The organism is Nocardiopsis sp. NPDC049922 (genome assembly GCF_040660275.1).
In the GTDB taxonomy this organism is placed as follows: Bacteria; Actinomycetota; Actinomycetes; order Streptosporangiales; family Streptosporangiaceae; genus Nocardiopsis.
This window is the reverse complement of record NZ_JBFAME010000011.1, coordinates 88,101-110,610: the sequence shown is the minus strand read 5'-3', so window position 1 is coordinate 110,610 and position 22,510 is coordinate 88,101. Positions and strand designations below refer to the sequence as shown.

11 protein-coding genes are annotated in these 22,510 nt (G+C 70.4%); all 11 read left to right on the top strand.

The window, feature by feature from the left end; translation table 11 throughout:
* The first annotated feature begins 4 nt into the window (after positions 1-4).
* Complete coding sequence (locus tag AB0I72_RS20745) at positions 5-1,069, top strand: ABC transporter ATP-binding protein (RefSeq protein WP_358571102.1); 1,065 nt, start codon at positions 5-7, stop codon at positions 1,067-1,069.
* A gap of 70 nt (positions 1,070-1,139) precedes the next feature.
* Positions 1,140-2,105 carry an ABC transporter ATP-binding protein gene (locus AB0I72_RS20740; protein WP_358571235.1) on the top strand — a complete coding sequence of 322 codons (966 nt, stop codon included), beginning with the start codon at positions 1,140-1,142 and terminating at the stop codon, positions 2,103-2,105.
* Between the two features lie 4 nt (positions 2,106-2,109).
* Positions 2,110-2,298 carry a hypothetical protein gene (locus tag AB0I72_RS20735; protein WP_358571099.1) on the top strand — a complete coding sequence of 63 codons (189 nt, stop codon included), beginning with the start codon at positions 2,110-2,112 and terminating at the stop codon, positions 2,296-2,298.
* Positions 2,295-4,103, top strand: a complete 1,809-nt coding sequence (locus AB0I72_RS20730) for an ABC transporter substrate-binding protein (protein ID WP_358571096.1) — start codon at positions 2,295-2,297, stop codon at positions 4,101-4,103. Before AB0I72_RS20735 ends, AB0I72_RS20730 begins: the two co-directional genes overlap by 4 nt.
* Before the next feature lie 701 nt (positions 4,104-4,804).
* On the top strand, positions 4,805-7,762 hold the full coding sequence (locus AB0I72_RS20725; RefSeq protein WP_358571093.1) for an ATP-binding protein: 2,958 nt from the start codon (positions 4,805-4,807) through the stop codon (positions 7,760-7,762).
* Positions 7,763-7,849: 87 nt separating this feature from the next.
* Complete coding sequence (locus AB0I72_RS20720) at positions 7,850-8,275, top strand: roadblock/LC7 domain-containing protein (protein ID WP_075928190.1); 426 nt, start codon at positions 7,850-7,852, stop codon at positions 8,273-8,275.
* Positions 8,276-8,327: 52 nt separating this feature from the next.
* Complete coding sequence (locus tag AB0I72_RS20715) at positions 8,328-8,687, top strand: DUF742 domain-containing protein (RefSeq protein WP_075928189.1); 360 nt, start codon at positions 8,328-8,330, stop codon at positions 8,685-8,687.
* A 22-nt stretch (positions 8,688-8,709) separates the two neighbouring features.
* Positions 8,710-9,267, top strand: coding sequence for an ATP/GTP-binding protein (locus AB0I72_RS20710; RefSeq protein WP_358571089.1), 558 nt, complete (start codon positions 8,710-8,712; stop codon positions 9,265-9,267).
* A gap of 63 nt (positions 9,268-9,330) precedes the next feature.
* Positions 9,331-10,593 carry a styrene monooxygenase/indole monooxygenase family protein gene (locus tag AB0I72_RS20705; protein WP_358571086.1) on the top strand — a complete coding sequence of 421 codons (1,263 nt, stop codon included), beginning with the start codon at positions 9,331-9,333 and terminating at the stop codon, positions 10,591-10,593.
* Between the two features lie 506 nt (positions 10,594-11,099).
* Positions 11,100-19,175: an SDR family NAD(P)-dependent oxidoreductase gene (locus tag AB0I72_RS20700; RefSeq protein WP_358571232.1), complete on the top strand. Its 8,076-nt coding sequence runs from the start codon at positions 11,100-11,102 to the stop codon at positions 19,173-19,175.
* Positions 19,165-22,491 (top strand): beta-ketoacyl synthase N-terminal-like domain-containing protein, encoded by a 3,327-nt coding sequence (locus AB0I72_RS20695; RefSeq protein ID WP_358571083.1) that lies wholly within the window; start codon positions 19,165-19,167, stop codon positions 22,489-22,491. Before AB0I72_RS20700 ends, AB0I72_RS20695 begins: the two co-directional genes overlap by 11 nt.
* The last annotated feature ends 19 nt before the right edge of the window (positions 22,492-22,510 follow it).

Genomic DNA, 22,510 nt, shown 5'->3' with positions numbered 1-22,510 from the left:
CCCAGTGAACGACCACCGCACCGACCCGTCCGGAGCCCTGCTGTCCGTCAGCGGAGTCGACATCGGCTACCGCACCGGTAGGCGGACCGGGACCACGATCGTCCGCGACGTCTCCTTCGACCTGTACCCAGGCCAGTCCCTGGCCCTGGTGGGGGAGTCGGGCTGCGGCAAGACCACCCTCGGCCTCGGCCTGCTCCGCCTGCTCCCGCGCACGGGGCGGGTCCGCGCCGGGCGGATCCTCTTCCGCCGCAAGGACGGCGAGCGCGTGGACGTGCGCTCCCTCGGCAGGGAGGACCTGCGCCGGTTCCGCTGGAACGAGGCCGCGATGGTCTTCCAGGGCGCGATGAACGCCTTCAACCCCGTCCTGCGGATCGAGGACCACTTCACCGACACCTTCCGCGCCCACGAGAACGGGCGCGGCCGAAGACCCCGGGCGCGGATCCTGGAACGCTCCGCCGAACTGCTGGAGATGCTCCAGCTCGACCCCGCCCGCGTCCTGCGCGCCCACCCGCACGAGCTCTCCGGCGGCATGCGCCAGCGCGCCCTCATCGCGCTGGCGCTGGCCCTGGAGCCGCAGCTGCTCATCCTCGACGAGCCCACCACGGCGCTGGACGTGCTCACCCAGCGCGCCATCGTCGAACGCCTGGCGGAGCTCCGGGAGCGGCTGGGATTCGCGATGGTCTTCATCACCCACGACCTCGGCCTGGCCGCGGAGCTCTCCGACCGCGTCGCCACCATGTACGCCGGGCGGGTGATCGAGACCGGGACGACGCGCGACATCTTCCACCGGCCGCGCCATCCCTACACCGCGGCGCTGATCGGCTCCGTGCCCCCCGTCTCGGGCGACCGCACCGTCCCGCGGTCCCTGCCCGGCGGCCCGCCCAGCCTGGCCGCCCTGCCGCCCGGGTGCGCGTTCGCGCCGCGCTGCGCCCACGCGCTCGACCGGTGCTCCCGGGCGCTGCCCGCACCGGAGCTGCTCCACGAGCGCGACCGGGGGCTCAGCCACACCGCGGCCTGCCTGCGCTCGACCGACACCGCACTCTTCGCCGAGGAGGTCATCCGTGACTGACCCCGCCCGCACGTCGCCCGCACCCGAAACGGCGTCCGTCCACGGCGGCGGCCAGGTCGCCGCGTCCCCCGTGCTGAGCCTGCGCGGCGTGCGGCAGGAGTTCGACACCCCCCGCGGTCGGATCAGTGCCGTGTCCGGCGTCGACCTGGAGGTGCGCCCCGGCTCGGTGGTGTGCCTGGTCGGCGAGTCGGGTTGCGGCAAGACCACCACCGCCCGGGCCGCCGCCGGACTGACCGCCCCCTCCGGCGGGTCCGTGCTCTTCCGCGGGCGCGACGTCGCGGCGATGGACGAGGAGGAGCGCGCCGGGTTCCGCCGCTCCGTCCAGTACATCCACCAGGACCCCTACGCCTCGCTCAACCCGGTGCGCACGGTCTGGTCGACGGTCACGGCGGGACTCCGCCGCCACCGGATGGTCCGCGGCCGGGCCGAGGCGCGCGGGGCCGCCGCCGAACTCCTGGAGCGGGTCGACCTCTCCCCGGCCGAGGACTACCTGGACGCGTACCCGCACCAGATGTCCGGCGGGCAGCGGCAGCGCGTCGCCGTCGCCCGCGCCCTGGCGATGAGGCCCGAGGTGGTCATCGCCGACGAGTCCACGTCGATGCTGGACGTGTCGATCCGGGTCAGCCTGCTCAACACCCTCGGGCGGCTCCGGGACGAACTCGGGGTGGGCTTCCTGTTCATCACCCACGACCTGGCCGTGGCCAAGTACTTCGCCTGGGAGGGCGAGATCGCGGTCATGTACCTGGGCAGGATCGTCGAGCACGGGCCCACCCCGCGCGTCGTCGACGATCCGCGCCACCCCTACACCCGGGCGCTGATCTCGGCGGTGTGCGAGCCCGACCCCGACCTGGCCCACGGCGGTGAGCGGTTCCGGCTGCGGTCGGCCGACGTCCCGGACCTGACCGCCCTGCCGCCCGGGTGCGACTTCCATCCGCGCTGCCCGCTCCACGAGGCGGGCGGCTGCGACACCGTGCGCCCGCCGCTGGTCCGCCACGAGGACCGGCTGCTGTCCTGCCACGTCGTCACGAGGGGATGAGCGGATGCCGTTCCTCGGCCGCTTCGGCCTCGTCGTCGGCGCCTTCCTCGCCCTGGCCAGCACCCTCACGGCCCTCCTCAACCCCCCTGGCACGGCCGAGTTCGTGATCAGCGTCGTCACCGTCGGTGTCGGCCTGCTCGTCGTCGTCCTCGGTCTGCTCGCCGTCCTACTGGAAAGGAAGCGACAAGAATGAGACCCACCCCCTCACCGGAGACTCTCGTGCGGGACCTCAGCCGCCGCCGACTGCTCAAGGCGGTCGGGTTCGGCGCGGCGGGGGCGGCGGGCGCCGGCGCCCTGACCGCCTGCTCCGGAGGCGGAGAGGCGTCGGGCGCCGTCCAGTTCACCGGGGTCTACGACTACGACCTGGACTCCAACACCCGCAACATGGCGGTCGAGGACGGCGCGCTCCTGCTCAACTCCGTCTACGAGGACCTGTTCCTCACCACCGGCGCCATGTACGACTGGCGCGAGCACACGTGGGAGTACCTTCTGCTGGAGGGCTCGGAGTGGGACGGGGACGACCTCATCGTGTCGCTGCGTCCCGGGCTGCGGTGGAGCGACGGCAGCGACCTCGACGCCGAGGACGTCATCCAGACCTACGCGATGGCGATCCTGGAGACGCCTCCGTGGTCCGTCGGCTTCCCCCAGGTCACCGAGCTCGAACAGCTCGACTCCCGCAGTGTCCGGCTGGCCTTCGACGACCCCTTCGTCAACATCGAGCGCAGCATCCTCAAACGCCGCTTCGTGAGCAAGGCGACCTACGCCGACTTCGGTCCGCGCGCGGTCGAACTGGTCAACTCCGGGGTCCGCCAGGGCGACGACGAGCACGCCGAGTTCAACGCCGAGTTCATCGAGTTCAACCCGGACGAGATCGTGTGCAGCGGGCCGTACATGTTCGACCGGGCCCAGATGTCGGACGCCCGTATCACGCTGGTGCGCAACGAGAACGGCTTCCGGGGCACCGAGGTCGGATTCGACGAGGTGGTGATCCACCGGGGGGACAACCGCCAGGCGGCGCTGCTGTTCCAACAGGGCGAGATCGACTACTCCTCGCTGGCCCCCTCCGCCGCCGACCAGCAGGCCTTCCAGAGCGTGGAGGGGTTCCGCTGGGTGGAGCACACCGGTTACGACGGCTGCGGGCTGATGTTCAACTACGCGGCCAAGCCCGAGCTCCGGGACGTCCGCGTGCGGCAGGCGCTGGCGCACATCCTCGACTCCGACACGATCGGCCGGGTGGCGCGCGGGGAGGCCTACAGCGGGGTCCAGTACTACGCGGGGATGGTCGACGTCCAGGCCGAGGAGATCTTCACGGAGGAGGAACTGGGGCGGTTCACCCACTACGGGTACGACCCCGACCGCGCCACCGAGCTGCTGGAGGAGGCCGGGTGGACCCTGGAGGGCGGGACCTGGCGGCTGCCCAGTGGTGAGGAGGCCGCTTTCGAGGTGATCGGCGTCTCCGGTTGGAGCGACTTCGAGCTGACCGCCGCGCAGGTCGAGGAGGCCTGGAACAGCTTCGGGATCCCGACCACGGCGACCAACGTGCCCTCGGACAACCCGTGGGGTATCTGGGGCGCGGGCGACTTCGAGGTGGCGGTGCGCCACTGGGGCAACCCCGAGATCCCCGACTACTGGGGCGCCTTCCAGATGAACTTCCTGCTGGAGAACGCCGGAACCGAGGACTCACCGGGGCAGTCCTTCGACCTCGACGTGGAGAGCCCGTCGCTGGGAGAGCTGGACCTGGCGGCGCTCGTCGAGGAGGCCAAGCAGGCGGACTCGCTGGAGGAACAGCGCGAGACGCTGCTGACGATGGCCACGGTCTTCAACGAGCTGCTCCCGCGGATCCCGATCTGGACGTACCGGTACCTGGCCCCGGCGCTGGAGGGGGAGCGCGTCAGGGGGTTCGGCGCCGAGCTCCCCATGGACGCCAACCAGATGTACCAGGACAACCACATCATGCTCGCGCTGATCCAGGGCGACCTGACTCCCAGCTCGGAGTGACCCGGGCGCCGGTGGGGACCGGTGACGGATGAGGGGCGGGGTCGCGCGGCACCGCCCCTCATGTACCGGATGCGAGTCGGGTGACCACAGTTTGTTGTGTGACTTGGAGCACACGAATCAGTGCTGGTGTCGAAGGTCTTGAGCGTGACAATTGGGACAATCAAGACTTATAGGATAAAATGACGCAGTCTGTGTTGTCGCACGTCGCGACGGGTGCTTAGAGGTCTTTTCCGATGCTTCTTGGATTCTCCTGCCAAGCGGCAGGGCCTTTGTTAGTCTGACGATCCGAACGACGGTTCTCGGTGGATGTACAGGAATTGTGTCGGACGTGGATACTTGTCTCCGGATAGGGCGTTACGCTCCTTGTCTGGGTATCCGATCGTGCGTGCCCCCTCCGCCGTGGATCCCGTTCCGGCGTTCCCCCGGCGTACGGGACGCCCGTCGCCACGGGGTCCCCGCGCGGTCCACGAGGCGGCACCTCCCTGGTCAGGGCGGTGGTGCGGGGCCACCGCCGATCCGCCCACCTGATGCGAGGAGACGAGACTGTGGCACAGGCCCCGTCACCGCACGAACGCGATGGCAACCCCCTGGCCGAGATGAAGTCGACGGAGGACGGGCGAGGAGGACGGTTCCGCCGGGCCATCTCCCGGATGGTCAAGTCCCAGGACCCTCCGTCATCGGAGACCGAGCGAGGACATCCCGTGCATCAGCCCGTGCATCCGCACTCGCGGCCTGCCGACCGGGAGGGCGGCCAGGACTCCTCTGGTTCCGCCTCCAGGGCCAAGGACGGACGGTCCGACCGGCCCGTCGGCCCGTTCTCCGCCTCGGCGGAGAAGGGCTACCGTCCCGCGACGCGCACGAGTGTCCCGAACCCCTACACCACTCGGCGTCTGGAGGTCGACGACGTCGACCCCGGCGCCCACCCGGTCGGTCAATGGCGCGGCGTGGGCCTCGACGAGCCCGACCCGCGCGGCCGACCCAGGACCCCGAACTCCCCTCTCATGAACGACTCCACCACGGGCGCCACACCGCGCCCCGCCCCCGGCTCCGAGACCGGGCCGACCGACTCCGCCGCCAAGGACCGGCGAGAACCGGCCGCCCCGGCGCGCTCCGCGACCGACGCCGAGCGCGACACCCACACACCCCGGCACACCTCGGAGCCCCCCACCCACCGGACCTCCCACCAGGGGTCCGACGACACGCGTGCCGACCACCCCCCGCGCACCGGCGAGACCGGCCAGACCGCATCCGCGACCCCCGATCCCGTGGGCGCACCGGACCGGCAGGCGTCAGCGACCGGGCAGCACGGGGCCGACCCCCTGGAGGGAGGTTCGCGCATGGACGACCAGCCGAACCCGTACGGGACAGCGCGATCCCGGATCCCGGATCCGACCACCGGCCCACAGGCCGTCCTGCCCGAGGCCGAGGTTCCCGGCTCGTCGGCGGGGGCGGCGCCCGAACCGGCCGGAGCGCGGGAGGACGCGCACCAGGCACCCGCCGCGACCGGGGGCGCCCAAGCCTCCGGGGAGGGCGGCCCGACGCCCGCGCCGCAGGGGGACGCGTCCCCGGTCCCGGCTCCCCAGGGGCGGGGGGCCCAGTCACGGCCCCACTCCGGGAGAGACCAGGGCCAGGGACCCCGGGCTGAGCAGGACTCCCCGGCCCACGATGGTCACCGGCCCGCACCGGGATCCGCAGCGCACCACGGCTCCATGGCGTACCCCGGGGCCCAGGGGCAGGCGGCTGCCCAGGGGTATGCCGGGTACCACGTGCAGGGGACCCCGGTGTACCAGGGGAGCCCGGTACACCAGCCGGTTCAGGGCGCTGCGGCGCCCCTGGGGTACCAGGGCCAGTTCGCTCCCCCCGCACAGCAGTCCGGCCAGGGGCCCATCACCGACCACGGCCACGTCGCGCACCAGGGGCTCCCGGGTTTCCAGACCTCGCAGGGGACCCCGGCGTACCAGGGGAACCCCGTACACCAGGCGGTTCAGGGCTCCGCGGCGCATCCCGGCCAGGACGCGCGCGTCGGGGACGAGGGGCCCCAGGCCTCCCACGGGCTCCCCTCGTACCAGGGGCAGTTCGCCCCCTCGGCGTACACCGGGTACCGGGGACAGCACGTACCCCAGGCCCACGAGCAGGGTCACCAGCCGCACTCCGGGCACCAGCTCGCCCTCCACGGGGCGTACGGCTACCCGGCCGGGCCCGGGTACCAGGCCTACGCCTACGCTCCGCCGGTGGTCTCCTACCCGGCGCCCTACCAGCCGCCCGGCTACGTGTATCCGGGACAGCCGGTGGTCGTCCCCGGCCACTTCCCGCCCTACGGTCAGCCGGTCCAGCACGTCATCGTGCTCACCTCGGGCCAGGCGCCGCAGGTGATCACCGCCGAACCGGCCACGTACGCCGACCGCCCGGACACGGAGGACCGCACGCGCGTCCCCGCTCCGGTCGATGACCGGGTCGAGCCCGCGAGCGACCCCGAACCGGAGACCCCCGGCACGCGGGAGGCCGCCGCCGAGGCGGGTGCGCGGGACGCGTCCGCGGCCGTGGACGAGGCATCCGAGGCCGCGGCGGCCGAGGACGCCGCCGCGGACCAGGAGGAGCCCATCGGCGCCGCGGACCGCGAGGGCCTGCTCAACGAGGCGCTCGCCGGACTGGCCATGCGCGACCTGTCGCTGGTCGACGCCCTGCTGGAGACGGTCGAGGAACTGGAGACCGACGCCCAGGACCCCGACCTCCTCGACAAGCTCTTCCAGATCGACAACCTCGCGACCCGTATGCGGCGCAACGGGGAGAACTTCCTGGTGCTGACCGGCCACGACGGCGGCGAGTCCGACGCCCACGACGAGATCGTGCCGCTGCTGGACGTCGCCCGCGCCGCGACCTCCGAGATCAAGGACTACCCTCGGGTGCGCCTCGGCAAGCTCCCGCAGACGTCCATCACCGGTATGGCCGCCGACGACATCAGCCACCTGCTCGCCGAGCTGCTGGACAACGCCACCGCCAACTCGCCCGAGCACTCCCAGGTCGTGGTCAGCGCTCGGGAGCTCGACGACGGCCGACTCATGATCGTGGTCGAGGACGAGGGCGTGGGCATCCCCGAGTCCCAGCTCGTGGACCTCAACCGCAGGCTCGCCGGCGCCCCCGTCCTCGACGAGGAGGTGCCCCGGCACATGGGTCTGTACGTCGCCAGCCGGATCGCGCGCAGGCACGGTCTGGAGGCCCGCCTGGAGTCGCGCTCCTTCCGGGGCGTCAACGCCTACGCCATCATCCCCAAGGACCTCCTGCGCGTGGCCACGCCCCCGATCCCGGGGCAGGCCCGTACCTCGACGGTGCCCTCGGCGACGGCCTCCAGGGCCCCCATGGCCACCCCGCCCGTGACCGGAACCAACGGCGTGAACGGCGGTTCCGCCCACAAGCCCCTCGGCGGCGGCAGCTCCGCCGTCACCTCCGCGGGACTGCCCCGCCGCAGCGCGACGCCCCACGGATCGCCGCTGCGGATGATGCCCCCCCCGGACCACGTCGCGAAGGCCGAGCCGCCGTCCGACGCTCCGCCCAGGCTGACGGGAGAGGCGCGGGCCGAGCAGATCCGCGACGAGCTCGGAGACTTCCTCGAAGGCGAACGGGAAGCCCTCGAGGACACGTCGGACGGAGAGGCCACGTGATCCCCCTCTCTCCCCGGCACGTCCCCCGGGTGCCGACACGCACCCCCCGAACCCCCGTAACGACCCTCGGCCCAGGCAGGTAGAGCGATGACCGAACACGTGAACGAAAGCGTTGAGAACTTCTCCTGGCTCATCGACCGGTTCGTCCGGGACGTCCGCGGAGTCGAGCACGCCGTGGTCGTCTCGTCCGACGGTCTGGTGCTGACCCACTCCAGCGACTTCCCCGAGGAACACGCCGAACAGCTCGCGGCGATCGCCAGCGGCCTGCACAGTCTGGCCGTCGGCGGCGCGTCGCTCTTCCAGCGCGGCGAGTGCGAGCAGCTCCTCGTCCGGTTCAACAAGGGCCACCTGTTCATCATGGCCATCAGCGACGGTTCGTGCATGGCCGTCCTCACCTCCCCGGGCAGCGAGCTCAAGCTCATCGGGTTCCAGATGACCAAGCTCGTGGAGAACGTCGCGCACGTGCTCACCCCCCAGCTGCGATCGCAACTGCGCGAAGTCATCCAGAACTGAGCACGGCGACCCGTAGCGGTTCGACAGGGATCACGAGAAGGTTGCCACTGACATGAGCTTCCGCAGGCGAAGGAGTAACCGCGTCCGCCCGTTCACCTTCACGGGCGGGCGGACGCGGTCGCGGCATCCGCTGATGGTGCAGACCCTGGTCTCGACCTCCGAGCCCGGGCACGAACCTCCGAGCACCCTCATGCCGGAGTCGATCAACATCTACAGACTGTGCCGGGAGACACGGTCGCTCGCCGAGGTGTCGGCGGAGCTGAACATCCCTCTGGGGGTCACCCAGGTCCTGGTCAGCGATCTGGCCGAGCAGGACCTCGTGTACATCCACCCGACCATCACCGGCAGCAGTCCATCGGAAAACCAGGTTCTGGAGAGGGCTCTTCGTGGTCTCGAACGACTTTTCCAGTGACAACAGGTCGAATCGCAAGAAGATGTCGAGCAAGATCGTCATCGCCGGTGGCTTCGGCGCCGGCAAGACGACCTTGGTGAGCTCGGTCTCCGAGATTCCACCGGTCACGACTGAGGCGATCATGACCGAGGCGAGCATCGGCCATGACGACACCTCGATCACACCCGACAAGACGACGACCACCGTCGCGATGGACTTCGGTCGCATCACCATCGACGACGAGCTGGTCATGTACATGTTCGGCACGCCCGGGCAGGCGCGCTTCTGGTTCATGTGGGACGATCTCGTGCGCGGCGCGGTCGGTGCCGTCGTCGTGGTCGACTGCCGGAGGCTCGCGGACTCCTTCGACGCGGTCGACTACTTCGAGACGAACCGGCGCATCCCCTACATCGTCGCGCTGAACAAGTTCGAGGGGCGGCTCGACTACACGTCCGAGCAGGTCCGCGAGGCGTTGGAGGTGAGTCCCGAGGTGCCGATCATCGACTTCGACGCCCGCCAGCGCAACTCCGGCGGCGACGTCCTCAAGACGCTGCTCCGGTACGCGCTCCAGCACAACCGCGCCAGCGAGCCCGTCGGCTGACGGGTGGGGAGCCGCCCGGCGACCCCACCGCCCCCGTAGATTCCCCAGGAAAGTTAGCGACAGATGCGCAAGATCCTTATCGTCGGCGCGGGCCACGCTGGTCTGCACCTGGCCCATGGGCTGCTGACCGAAGGCTACGACGTCACGGTGATCACGGGGCAGTCGTCGATGGAGATCCGTACCGGGAAGGCGTCGATCTCCCAGTTCACCTTCCCGACGGCCCTGAACTACGAGCGTGAGCACGACCTCGACCTGTGGAGTGCCCTGTCGCCCCAGATCAGGGAGCAGAAGGTGCATCTGTACCCCGGCCAGGGCGTGTGCATGTCCTTCACCGGCAGGACCGGTGAGGGCAACGACTACACCGTGTCCGTCGACAGGCGCGTGAAGATGGCCGACTGGCTGGAGTACTTCGAGGACCGGGGCGGCAAGGTCGTGATCCACGGCGTCACGGTCACGGATCTGGACTACTTCACCCGCATGTTCGAACTGATCATCGTCGCCGTCGGGCACGGGGAGCTCGGGCAGCTCTTCGACTACGACGAGAGCAGGTTCTCCGGAGCCAGGCCGCGGTCGATCGCCCAGGCGCAGGTCTACGACGTCTGGCCGGACACGGACGGCGAGGAGAACATCAGCTGGGCGGCGTCCGCGGCCGAGGCGGGCAACATCATCTTCATGCCGATCCTCACGCAGGACGGGCCGGCCCACAACCTGCTCATGGTGGACAGGCGCGGCGGCCCGATGGACGCGTGGCCCGACCGGCCCGGTCCCGAGGAGCAGCTGCGGCGTATGAAGGACCTGCTCCGGCAGTACGCCCCGGAGTACTTCGAGCGCGTCAAGGACGCGGTCCTGATCGACGGTCGCAGGAGCACGCTGATCGAGGATCTGACGCCCCAGGTCCGTAACCCCGTGGGGGTTCTGCCCTCCGGCGGTCGAGTCCTGGGTATGGCCGACGTGGTCGTGACGATGGACCCGTACGTCGGTCAGAGCTGGAACAACTCCACGCGGTGCGCCAAGGCCTATCTGGAAGCCATCATCGAGCACGGTGACCGACCCTTCGACGAGGAGTTCCTGGTCGGTGCCTTCGATCGCTTCTGGGAATTCGGTCTGTACAACCAGCAGTGGTCCGAGATGTGCTCGACATGGTGGGACCAGGGCGACATGCCTCCCGAAATGCTTGACCTGCTGTCCGCCGCCATCAAGTACCGCGAGGTCTCGGACCGTTGGATCCAGGGGTGGGATTATTCGCCGGATTACGGGAAGTGGCTGCTGAACCCGGATCTGGCCGCCAAGTACGTGGCCGAGGTGCGCGCACGGCATGGCGACTGAGGCGCGCACGCCCCGGCGCCCTGAGTCCGGTGTCCTCGTGGACACCGGACTCAGGCGCTTTCTGGGGTGTCACCGGGCGATTACGTACTCAGTCCGAAATCAGGAAGGCAATGTCCGTAAAGGGAGTTTTCGTTGTCACAGGCTGCGAGCTGCGGGTACGATCCTTCACGTTGGTGTCCGAAAGCGTTACATGGTGAGTGGTGGGGTCTTTGTTGCCTGAGGTCCGATCTGTCTTTCCACGACTGATTCGTTGACGCCGCGGTGAGTCTTCTGTCGGTGGCGAGGTACGCGACGTCCCCTGGTCGTGCCCTTCCCCACTCCTCTCCGGTCCCCCAGGGGAGCCCCCGCGTCCCGGACCGCTGCGTGGTGGGCACGAGCCACTAATCGATCATTCCTGACCTGCACAAACAATGGACTGACCGTGCATTTGCACTGGAAGATCGCTGACGAAGGCGGTCCCTGCGGTGTGCGGAACGACGTCGGGTGACGTGAGATCGGAGACGACGATGGTGACGGGTGTGCGGACACCTCCAGAAGCCGGTGAACTGATCGCCGTGATCGGGATCTCCCTCCGACTCCCGGGCGCGTCGACTCCGGACGCCTACTGGCGGCTGCTCTGCGAGGGCCGGGAGTCGATCTCCGCGCCTCCGGAGCGGCTCGGAGTCGACTCCGCCTCACGCGACCAGTACTGGGCCGGGTACCTCGACCGGGTGGAGGAGTTCGACGCCGACTTCTTCGGGATCTCCCCGCGCGAGGCCGCGGCCATGGATCCCCAACAGCGTCTCATGCTCGAACTCGCTTGGGAGGCCGTGGAGCACGCACGCATCGCACCGGACTCTCTGAGCGGCACGGACACCGGTGTGTTCATCGGTGCGATCAGCTCCGACTTCGCCCTCGTCCAGCAGCGTGCCGGACAGGACGGCCAGACCCACCACACGTTCATGGGCACCCAGCGCGGCATGATCGCCAATCGGGTCTCCTTCGCGCTCGGTCTGGCCGGGCCGAGCCTGACCGTGGACAGCGGCCAGTCGTCGTCCCTCGTCAGCGTGTACATGGCGATGGAGAGCCTGCGCCGCAGGGAGTGCGGTACGGCTCTAGCCGGCGGGGTGAACCTCATCCTGGCGCCCGAGAGTACCGAGAGCCTCATCGGTTTCGGGGGGCTCTCGCCGGACGCGCGCTGCTACACCTTCGACGCGCGGGCCAACGGCTACGCACGAGGCGAGGGCGGGGCCGTCGTCATGCTCAAGCCGCTCGACCAGGCCCTGGCCGACGGGGACCCCGTTCACGCGGTCCTGCGGGGCGGTGCCGTGAACAACTCAGGCCAGACCTCCTACCTCGCCCGCCCGGACACCCTCGGACAGGAGGAGGTCCTGCGGGCGGCGTACCGCCGGGCGGCGGTCGACCCGGCACAGGTCGCCTATGTCGAGCTCCACGGTACGGGCACGCCCGCTGGCGACCCGGTCGAGGCGGCCGCGCTCGGAGCCGTGTTCGCGGACGGACGCGAGGAGCCTCTGCGTGTGGGTTCGGCCAAGACCAACGTCGGACACCTGGAGGGCGCCGCTGGCGTCGTCGGTCTCGTCAAGACCGTGCTCAGCCTCTCCCACCGGCAGATTCCGCCCACGCGCAACTTCGCGCAGCCGCATCCGGACATCGACCTGGAGGCGTTGCGGCTGAGCCCGCAGATCCAGCGCGGTCCCTGGCCCGTGAACGCCCCGTTGGCGGGTGTGTCCTCCTTCGGAGTGGGCGGTACCAACTGCCACCTCGTGCTGGGGCCGCCGCCTGCGGTCCAGGCCGACCGCCCCGGAACCGGAACGGGCGACGGGGTTCTCGACCCGGTTCCGTGGGTGCTCTCGGCCCGGTCCGAGGAGGCTCTGCGCGCCCAGGCGTCGTCCCTGCACTTCTTCGTCTCGTCCCGTCCGGGGCTGCGAGCTCAGGACGTGGGCCTGTCACTGGCCACCACCCGCTCGGTGTTCGAGCACCGCGCGGTGATCCTCGCGTCGGTCGGCGGGGCCGCCCGTGAACTCGAGTCGGTCCCACCCGCGTCACTGCCGGTGGACGGGACACAGGGACGACCCGTCTTGCTCTTCCCAGGGCAGGGAGGCCAATGGGCGGGGATGGCCCGTGAACTTCTCAACGACGACGGGCCACTCTCCCAGGTGTTCACCCGGCAGCTGCTGGAGTGCGAGCGAGCCCTCGACCTCCACGTGGACTGGTCGCTCCTCCAGGTACTGCGCGGGGAACCCCAGTCTCCGGCGTTCATCGGGGCCGGGGCGCGGGTGGACGTCGTCCAGCCCGTGCTGTGGGCGGTCATGGTCTCGCTGGCCAGGGTGTGGTCGGCCATGGGGGTCGAGCCTGCGGCGGTCATCGGTCACTCCCAAGGGGAGATCGCCGCTGCGTACGTGGCCGGGATCCTGTCGCTGGAGGACGCCGCGAGGATCGTGGCTCTCCGCAGCCAGGCACTGACCGCGTTGGCCGGGACCGGTGGGATGGCGTCGCTGGGGTTGTCCCGTGAACGCGCCGAGGCGCTCGTCGAGGGCGACGCGGACCTGTGTCTGGCCGCGGTCAACGGACCTGAGTCGGTCGTGGTCTCGGGAGGTCGAGCGGCGGTACGCCGCGCCGTGGAACACTGCGTCGAGCACGGTGTCCACGCGGCCCTGGTGGACGTGGACTACGCGTCCCACTCGTCCCACGTCGAGCGCATCCGAGCGGACCTGCGTGAGCGGCTCGGCGACGTGGACCCCCGTCCCGCCCGGGTTCCGTTCATCTCCACGTTCACCGGAACCGAACTCGGCCCTGACGGTCCGCGGCTGGACGCCGAGTACTGGTACTCCGGACTGCGCGGCACGGTGCGGTTCGCCTCGGCGGTGGAGACCGCCATCAGCTCCGGATGGCGGACGTTCATCGAGGTCGGTCCACACCCTCTGCTCTCCTTCGGTGTGCAGGGAGTGCTCGACTCAGCTGGTGCGCGTGGCCAGGTGCTGCCGACTCTTCGCCGGGGAGCGGGGGACCAGGCGCAGTTGTTGACCGCGGCCGGCCAAGCGTTCACGGCCGGGGTCGACATCGACTGGGCCGCGCTGTTCAGGGGGACCGGGGCACGTTGTGTCGACCTGCCGACCTACCAGTTCCAACGGCGCCGCTACTGGCCGGGCGGGCGGACCACAGCGGACGTGGAGTGGGACGCGTCGACGACGGTGTCGGGGAGCGATGCGCGCGGGGTCCGTGAACTGGTCCGCGAGCACGTCGCACGGATCCTCGGCCGGTCGTCCCTGTCGGCGTCGGATGAGCATCGCGCCCTGCGTGACCTCGGCTTCGACTCGATGATGCTGCTCCAGCTCGTACGTGCGCTGTCGCGGGAGGCCGGGGTTCGCCTGGAGGACACCGCCGTGTTCGATCAGCCCACCCCCTCCACGCTCGCGGAGTTCCTCGTGGGTGAGGTGGGGGAAGAGATGTCCGGGCCCGATCAGACCGCCTCCGGATCGGCGATATCGTCCGTCCCGGCCCCAGTCGTGCCCGTGGTGGCCTCAGCCCCGACCCCTGACGACGATCCGATCGCGATCACTGCGATGGCCTGTCGGCTGCCGGGCGGAGTGCGATCTCCCGAGCGGTTGTGGCGGCTCGTCGAGGACGGCGTGGACGCGATCGGCGCCTTCCCCGACAACCGCGGCTGGGACCTCGACGCCCTCTACGACCCCGAACCGGGCACCCCGGGACGCACGTACACGCGCTCCGGCGGATTCCTGTACGACGCCGACATGTTCGACGCCGACTTCTTCGGTATCAGTCCTCGCGAGGCCGACGCCATGGATCCTCAGCAGCGGCTCCTGCTGGAGACCTCCTGGGAGGCGATCCAACGTGCCGGGTTGAATACGGTCGACCTTCGTGAACACCAGGTCGGTGTGTTCGTCGGTGTGATGCCCACCGAGTACGGTCCGCGACTGGCGGACCCGGGCGTGAGCAACGACGGTGGATACCGCCTCACCGGCAGTACCCTGAGCGTCGCGTCGGGCCGCATCGCCTACGTCCTGGGGCTGCGAGGCCCGGCGCTGACCATCGACACCGCCTGCTCGGGCTCCCTGGTCGCCTTGCACCAAGCCGTGGCGGCGATCCAGCGCGGTGAGTGCGAGATGGCCCTGGCGGGCGGCGCCACGGTTATGGCCACTCCCGGCATGTTCCTGGAGTTCTCCGCCCAGCGCGGCCTGTCTCCCGACGGGCGCTGCCGTGCCTTCGGCGCCGGCGCGAACGGGACCGCCTGGGCCGAGGGCGCGGGGATGCTCCTGCTCGAGCGCGCGTCACAGGCACGCCGCCACGGACGGCCCGTGCTGGCCCTGGTCAGGGGCAGCGCCGTCAACTCCGACGGGGCCAGCAACGGGTTGACCGCGCCCAACCGGGAAGCCCAGGAACGGGTGATTCGGCAAGCGCTGGAGTCGGCTGGCCTGCGACCAGACGAGGTGGACGCAGTCGAGGCCCACGGGACCGGGACCAGGTTGGGTGATCCGATCGAGGCGCGCGCGCTGATCTCGGTGTACGGCAGCGAGCGCGAGCACGGCGCGGATCTGCGCGTGGGGTCGCTCAAGTCCAACATTGGGCACACCCAGGCCGCCGCCGGAGTGGCCGGGGTGATCAAGACGGTGGAGGCGCTGCGGCACGGGCGGTTGCCCCGCACCCTGCACGTGGATGAGCCCTCCGACAGGATCGACTGGAAGGAGAGCGGACTGCGCCTGCTTCGAGAGGCGGAGCAGTGGCCGGAGACCGGTCGTCCTCGCCGGGCGGCCGTGTCCTCCTTCGGTATCAGCGGTACCAACGCACACGTGGTGTTGGAGGGCGTGGCCGACGAGGGCGCCCCGGTCACCGTCCCCGTCGACCCCTTCCGGCGCCAACGCCACTGGGTGGTTCCGTCCGCACCAGTCGACGCCGTCCGGGAGACGGCCGCCGAACCGTTGCTGGGCGACCCACTGGCTCTGGCCGACGGACGCACCGTGTTCTCCGGCCGCGTCGACCTCGACGGACAACCCTGGGTCCGTGATCACGTGTTGCTGGGCAGGGTCGTCGTGCCGGGCACAGCGTTGGTGGACCTGGTCGCGCACGCGGCCGACGGGGTCGGCGCGTCCACTGTGGCCGACCTGGTCTTGGAGGCGCCACTGGTGCTGGCGCGCGGCGTGGGTGCTTGGCTCCAGGTCACGGTGGACGCACCCGATGACCAGGGCCGGCGAGAGGTGCACGTCCACGCGCGGCGCGAGGACGCCGCGGCGGACGCCCCTTGGACCCGGTACGCGTCGGGGGCCCTGGTCGAGGGTCCCCTGCACTGGAAGGCCGACGGTGCCCTCGCACCGGATGAACAGTGGCCCCCGGCTGACGCCGAGTCGGTGGCCGTCCGGCCCGACTACGCCCGCCTGGCCCGGTGCGGCTACGCGTACGGTTCCCTCTTCCAATGCCTGCGGGGGGTGTGGCGACTCGGGGACGACCTCCTGGCCCAGATCGAACTGCCCGACACACCCCACACCGGCGGTCCCTTCCACGGTCCCCATCCGGCCCTGGTGGACTCGGCCCTGCACGCCGTCCTGCTCCACGGCGGGACCGGCGGACGTGGACTGATGGTCCCGTTCACGTGGTCGGGGGTGCGCGTCCGTGCCACCGCTGGGGCGCCGACGCCAGGCCGACTGCGCGTCCGCGCCACGGAACTCGGAGCCGACCGGTTCCGGCTCCACGTCGCGGACGCGTCGGGTGAGCTGGTCGTGTCCGTCGACGAGTTGGTTATGCGTCGGCTCGACGAGGACGCGTTCCCCGAGCGCGATCCCTCCGAACTTCCGGGTCTGTACGAGCTCGTGTGGGAGAGGGCCACCGCCCCCGCCCCATCGCCCGTCGTTCCCACAGGTCTGCCGGACCTGGAGGGACTCGACCTGGACGGCACGGTGCCGCCGGTGGTCTACACGGAGCTGCCCGCCAGCGCCGTCTACGCCGAGGACGCCTCGGTGCCCAAGTCCGTCCGCCGAGGGCTGGACTCTGTTCTGGAGACCATCCGCGCCTGGCTGACCGATCCCCGTACCGAACATGCGCGACTGGTCGTGGTGACGTGGCGCGCGGTGTCCACGGACCCGGGCAGTCGGCTCACCGGGCTCGCGGCGGCCCCGGTGTGGGGCTTGCTGCGGGCAGCTCAGCGAGAGTACCCCGACCGCCTCGTTCTCGTGGACTCCGACGGTTCCGAGGACTCCCTTCGGATGATGGCCGGTGCGGTCGACCTGGGCGAATCTCAGTTGGCGCTGCGCTCGGGAACGGTCCTGGTGCCCCGACTGGTCAGGGCCGACGCCGGTCGGCGGCTCACACCCCCGCGCGCGCCGTGGCGCCTGGACACTCGACGTCTCGGCTCTTTGGAGAATCTTGAGTTGGTGCCGGCGCCAGACGTGGGAGGAGCCCTCGGCCCCCACGAGGTCCGTGTGGCCGTTCGTGCCGCCGGCGTGAACTTCAAGGACGTGGTGGTCGCGCTCGGCATGGTCGAGGGGGAGACCGGGATCGGGCTCGAGGGGGCCGGGATCGTCCTGGAGATCGGTGCGGAGGTCACGGGTCTGACCCGGGGTGACCGGGTGGCGGGCATGTTCGAAGGAGCCTTCGGTTCGATCGCGGTCGCCGACGGCCGCAAGCTCGTCCGGATCCCCGAGGACTGGACGTTCGAACAGGCCGCGGCGGTTCCCGTCGCCTTCCTGACCGCCTACCACGCTCTGGTGGATCTGGCGGCGCTGCGTCCAGGCGAGAGTGTCCTGGTGCACGCCGCGGCGGGGGGCGTGGGGACGGCGGCCGTGCAGCTCGCCCAACACATGGGGGCCCGCGTGTTCGGCACGGCGAGTCGGCGCAAGTGGGCGGGGCTGGCGGCCTACGGGATCGATGAGGACCGGCTGGCCTCCTCCCGCGACCTGGAGTTCGAGCAGCGCCTGAGGGATGCCAACGACGGGCGTGGGATGGACGTGGTCCTCAACTCGCTCAGCGGAGAGTTCGTGGACGCCTCACTGCGGCTGTTGCGTTCTCCGGGCGATGGTGTCGGCCCGGGCGGTCGGTTCGTGGAGATGGGGCTCACCGACATTCGCGACGTACGGGATGTCGCCGCGGCCTTCCCCGGGCGCGGCTACGACCCGTTCCAGATCACGGACGTGCCCCCCGAGAGGATCGGCCAGATGCTGGACCGTGTCATGGAGTTGTTCTCCACGGGTGTGCTCACACTGCCCCGGATCACCGTCCACGACCTCCGCCACGCCCAGGACGCCCTGCGCGCTCTGCAGCGGGGGGAGAACGTCGGCAAGCTGGTGCTGACCGTGCCCGCACCGTTCCCACAGGAACGCACGACCCTCATCACCGGCGGGACCGGAACCCTGGGACACCAGGTGGCCCGCCATCTGGTCATCGGATACGGGGTGCGCGACCTGCTTCTCGTCAGCCGGAGCGGCCCTGACGCAGAGGGACAGGATGAGCGCACCGCGGAACTTGAGGGGCTCGGAGCCCGAGTCCGGGTGGTGGCCTGTGACGTGGCCGACCGCTCCGCCCTTGAGGATCTGTTCGCCGGACCGTCGGAGGACCGGCCTCTCGGTGCTGTGGTGCACACGGCCGGCGTGCTCGATGACGCCACCGTCACCTCTCTCACCTGGGGCCAGATCGACCGGGTGCTGAGGCCGAAGGTCGACGCCGCCTGGAACCTGCACGAGCTCACCGCCGACGTCGACATGGGCGCGTTCGTGCTCTTCTCGTCGGCGGCGAGTGTGTTGGGCAATCCGGGGCAGGGCAACTACGCCGCCGCGAACGCCTTCTGCGACGCCCTGGCCCACCACCGTAGGGAGAACGGAGTTCCCGCGACGTCGCTCGCTTGGGGGCTGTGGGCCGAACCCACGGGCATGACCAAGCACTTGGACGACACCGACCTCGGCGCACTCCGGCGAGGCGGACTCGCGCCGATGCCTCCCGAGGAGGCGCTCGCCACATTCGACACCGCCCTGTTCTGGGAGCTCGTCAACGGTGTGCCCGCGCTGCTGGACATCGAGGACGGTGGCGCCGCGCCTTTCCCGCGCGGTCTCGCCTCCCCGGGTACGTCGGGGAACCCGGGAGGCAGGGGATCGACCGAGGAGACCGGCGACGTTCCGCCGGAGGGGTTCGCGGACCTGCCCCTGGCCGAGCGTGAGCGTGCCGTCCTGGCGGCGGTCCGCACGCACACCGCGGTCGTTCTCGGTCACGGAACCAGCACCGGGCCGTCTCCCATCAACCCCGACCGGCCGTTCACCGAGATCGGACTCGACTCCCTGACCGGAGTCGAGCTGCGCAACCGCCTGAGCGGTGCCACCGGCGTGCGGATGCCGGCCACCGCGATCTTCGACCACCCCACACCGCGCGCCCTGGCGGCGTTCCTGCGGGACCTGCTCTTCCCAACGGAACTCCCCAGTCAGGATGAGGCCTTGAACGAGGGGGCCGACACCCTCGTCAGTGCCGGCATGGAGTACCAGGACGCCAGTATCGACGCGATGGGGGTGGACGAGCTCGTCACGCTGGCCCTCCGCAAGCGTCAGGATCCTCACCACGCTGGACAGGAGACGGCAGTTGACCAATAACGACGCACGCCTGGTCGCGGCCCTCAGGACTGCGGTGAAGGAGAATGTGCGGCTGCGCGAGGAGTTGGACCGTTCGACCCTGCCCGAACCGATCGCCATCATCGGTATGGGCTGCCGGTTCCCCGGGGGTGCCGATACGCCCGAGGGACTGTGGGACATCGTCTCCGAGGGGCGCGACGTGGTGTGCCCCTTTCCGACCGACCGGGGATGGGACCTGGAGGATCTTCTTGGGGGGACATCCGGAGCACCGCGTTCGGCGACCGGCGAGGGTGGCTTCCTCGACCGTCCCGCCGCCTTCGACGCCGAGTTCTTCGGGATCTCCCCACGCGAGGCGCTCGCGACCGACCCCCAACAGCGGCTCCTCCTCGAGACCGCCTGGGAGGCGATCGAACGAGCCGGGATCGATCCGATGTCCCTGGCCGGATCCGAGACCGGCGTCTTCGTCGGCACCATGCCTCAGGAGTACGGACCCCGGCTGACGGACGCCTCCGCGGACGGCTTCGCGCTCACCGGGTCCCTGCCCAGCGTCGCCTCCGGCCGAGTGTCCTACACACTGGACCTGACTGGTCCGGCCGTAACGGTGGACACAGCGTGCTCGGCCTCGCTGGTCGCGCTGCACCAGGCGGTTCAGTCCCTGCGCGTCGGAGAGTGCTCGCTCGCCCTGGCTGGGGGCAGTTGTGTCATGGCCGCCCCGGGGGTGTTCACGGAGTTCTCGCGGCAGGGCGGGATCGCCCCCGACGGCCGCTGCAAGGCCTTCTCCGCCAAGGCCGACGGAACGGGCTGGGCCGAGGGTACGGGCATGATCCTGTTGGAACGGCTCTCCGACGCCCGGCGCAACGGACACACGGTTCTGGCGGTGGTGCGCGGCAGCGCCGTCAACCAGGACGGGGCATCGAACGGGATCATGGCGCCCAACGGACCCTCGCAGCAACGCGTGATCACACGGGCTCTGGACGACGCGGGTCTCGCTCCGACCGACATCGACATGGTGGAGGCGCACGGCACGGGTACCAGGCTGGGCGATCCGATCGAGGCGCAGGCGCTCATCGCCGTCTACGGTCGCGATCGCCCGGAGGGCCGTCCTCTCTGGTTGGGGTCGCTCAAGTCCAATATCGGCCACGCCCAGACCGCGGCCGGGATCGGCGGCGTCATCAAGTCCGTCATGGCCCTACGGCACGGCGTCCTGCCGCGGACACTGCACGTGGGTGAGCCGTCACCCCTGGTGGACTGGGACGGGAGTGGTGTCCGGCTGCTGTCCGAGGCCATGCCCTGGCCGGAGACCGGCCGCCCCAGACGCGTCGGAGTCTCCTCGTTCGGTATGAGCGGCACCAACGCGCACGTGATCCTGGAACAGGCGTCCGAGACCTCGCCGTCGGGGCAGAGACCGGTCAAGGGGACGGGCCCCATCCCGTGGGTGCTGTCAGCGCGTAGCGAGACCGCGCTGCGGGAGCAGGCGGCCCAGCTCGCTGATCGGCTGCGCCGACGCCCGGAGACCGCCCTCGAGGACGTGGGTTGGTCACTGGCCACCACCCGCTCCCGGTTCGCGCACCGGGCCGCTCTCCTGGCCCGTGACCGGGACGAGGTGATCGAGGCCCTCGACGCCTTCGCCGACGCGCGTCCGGCTCCCGGCGTCATTCGAAGCCGTTCTGTGGCCGAGCCCCGCATCGCGTTCGTGTTTCCGGGGCAGGGAGCGCTCGGCGATCACCTGGACCTGGGCTCCCTCATCGACGCCCACCCGGATTTCGCCGAGGCCGTCGACGACTGTGAGCGAGCGCTCGCACCCCATCTCGACTGGTCGGTGACCGCCGCGCTGCGCGGTCGCTCCGACACCCTGGACGTGAGTCGGCCCGACGTGGCCCAACCACTGCTCTTCACGCTCCTGGTCGCTCTTGCCCGACTGTGGCGGTCCCACGGAGTCGAACCTTCCGCGGTGGTCGGCCACTCCCAGGGGGAGATCGCCGCCGCGCACGTCGCAGGCGTCCTGACGCTGGATGACGCGGCCGCAGTGGTGGCCCTCCGCAGTCGACTCGTCGTACCTCTGGCGGGCGCCGGCGGGATGCTGGCGCTCCAGTTGCGGCCCGGGCAGGAGCCTCCGTCGCTGGACGACTGGAAGGGGCGACTGGACGTCGCCGCTCACAACGGGCCGGGCACCGTGGTGGTCGCCGGGGACACCGACGCGCTCACGGAACTCTCCGAACGGTGCGCCGACGCGGGTGTCCTCGCCTTCCCGGTCCCCGCCGGTTTCGCCGCGCACTCTCCCCAAGTCGATGCTCTGCGTGAGGAGCTCCTGGCCGCGCTGGACGGGATCCGGCCGCGCCCGGGGGACCTTCGTCTGTACTCCTCGGTGCACGGCGCCCAGATCGATGGGACCACCATGGACGCCGATTACTGGTACCGGAACATCCGCCAGACGGTTCGATTCGAGACGACCGTGCGTGCGATGGCGGCCGACGGGTTCAGCACGTTCGTCGAGATGGGTCCGCGGCCGGTCCTGACGATCGGGATCCAGCAGACCGTGGAGGCCGCCGACCGGAGCGGTGACGAGGCCGCCGTCCTCGGGGCGTTCCACGGCGAGACCAGTGGTCCCCGGGAGTTCCTGGCGGCTCTCGCCGAGGCGTGGGTGTGCGGGACCGAGCCGGACTGGTCGTCGGTTTTCGCGGCTCACGCGCCACGCGTGGTCGACCTGCCCACCTACCCCTTCCAACGCCGGGACTACTGGTTGGACGCCCGGCCGCGGCCCTCTCGGTTCGCGTCGAGCGGCGAACCGGGGGAGGTACCCACAGTGCTCGGGAGACCGCCACGGGGAGGTCTGTCCACGCTGCCGCACTTGTCCGACCGTGACCGGGAGGAGGCCGTGCTCGCACTCGTCCGCGAGCACGTGGCGGCCGTGCTCGGTTTCTCCGAGGAAGAACAGGTCGACGTCCATCGGGGATTCCTGGACGCGGGCGGGACCTCATTGGGGGCTGTACGCCTGCGCAACGTCCTGAGCGCGGCCACGGGGCTGGAACTCCCGGTGACCGTCGCCTTTGACCACCCCACACCACTCGCCCTCGCCCGGCACCTACTCTCCCTCCTGCTTTGCTCCGGGAACACCGCGAACGACGATCCGATCGCCGCTCTGGACCAGCTTCGGTTCGCGCTGAAGGCCACGGTGTTGGACACGGCGGAACGGGACGAGGTGGTGGCGGGGCTCCATGACCTGTTGGAGGCGTTCTCCATCGGTCAGGGAGCAACGGCGGAAGGCACCGAGGAACTGGAAGGCGCGAGGGATGACGATCTCATCGAGCTCATCGGCAAGGAGTTCGGAATCTCCTAGCCGACGTCGGCTCCCGAAC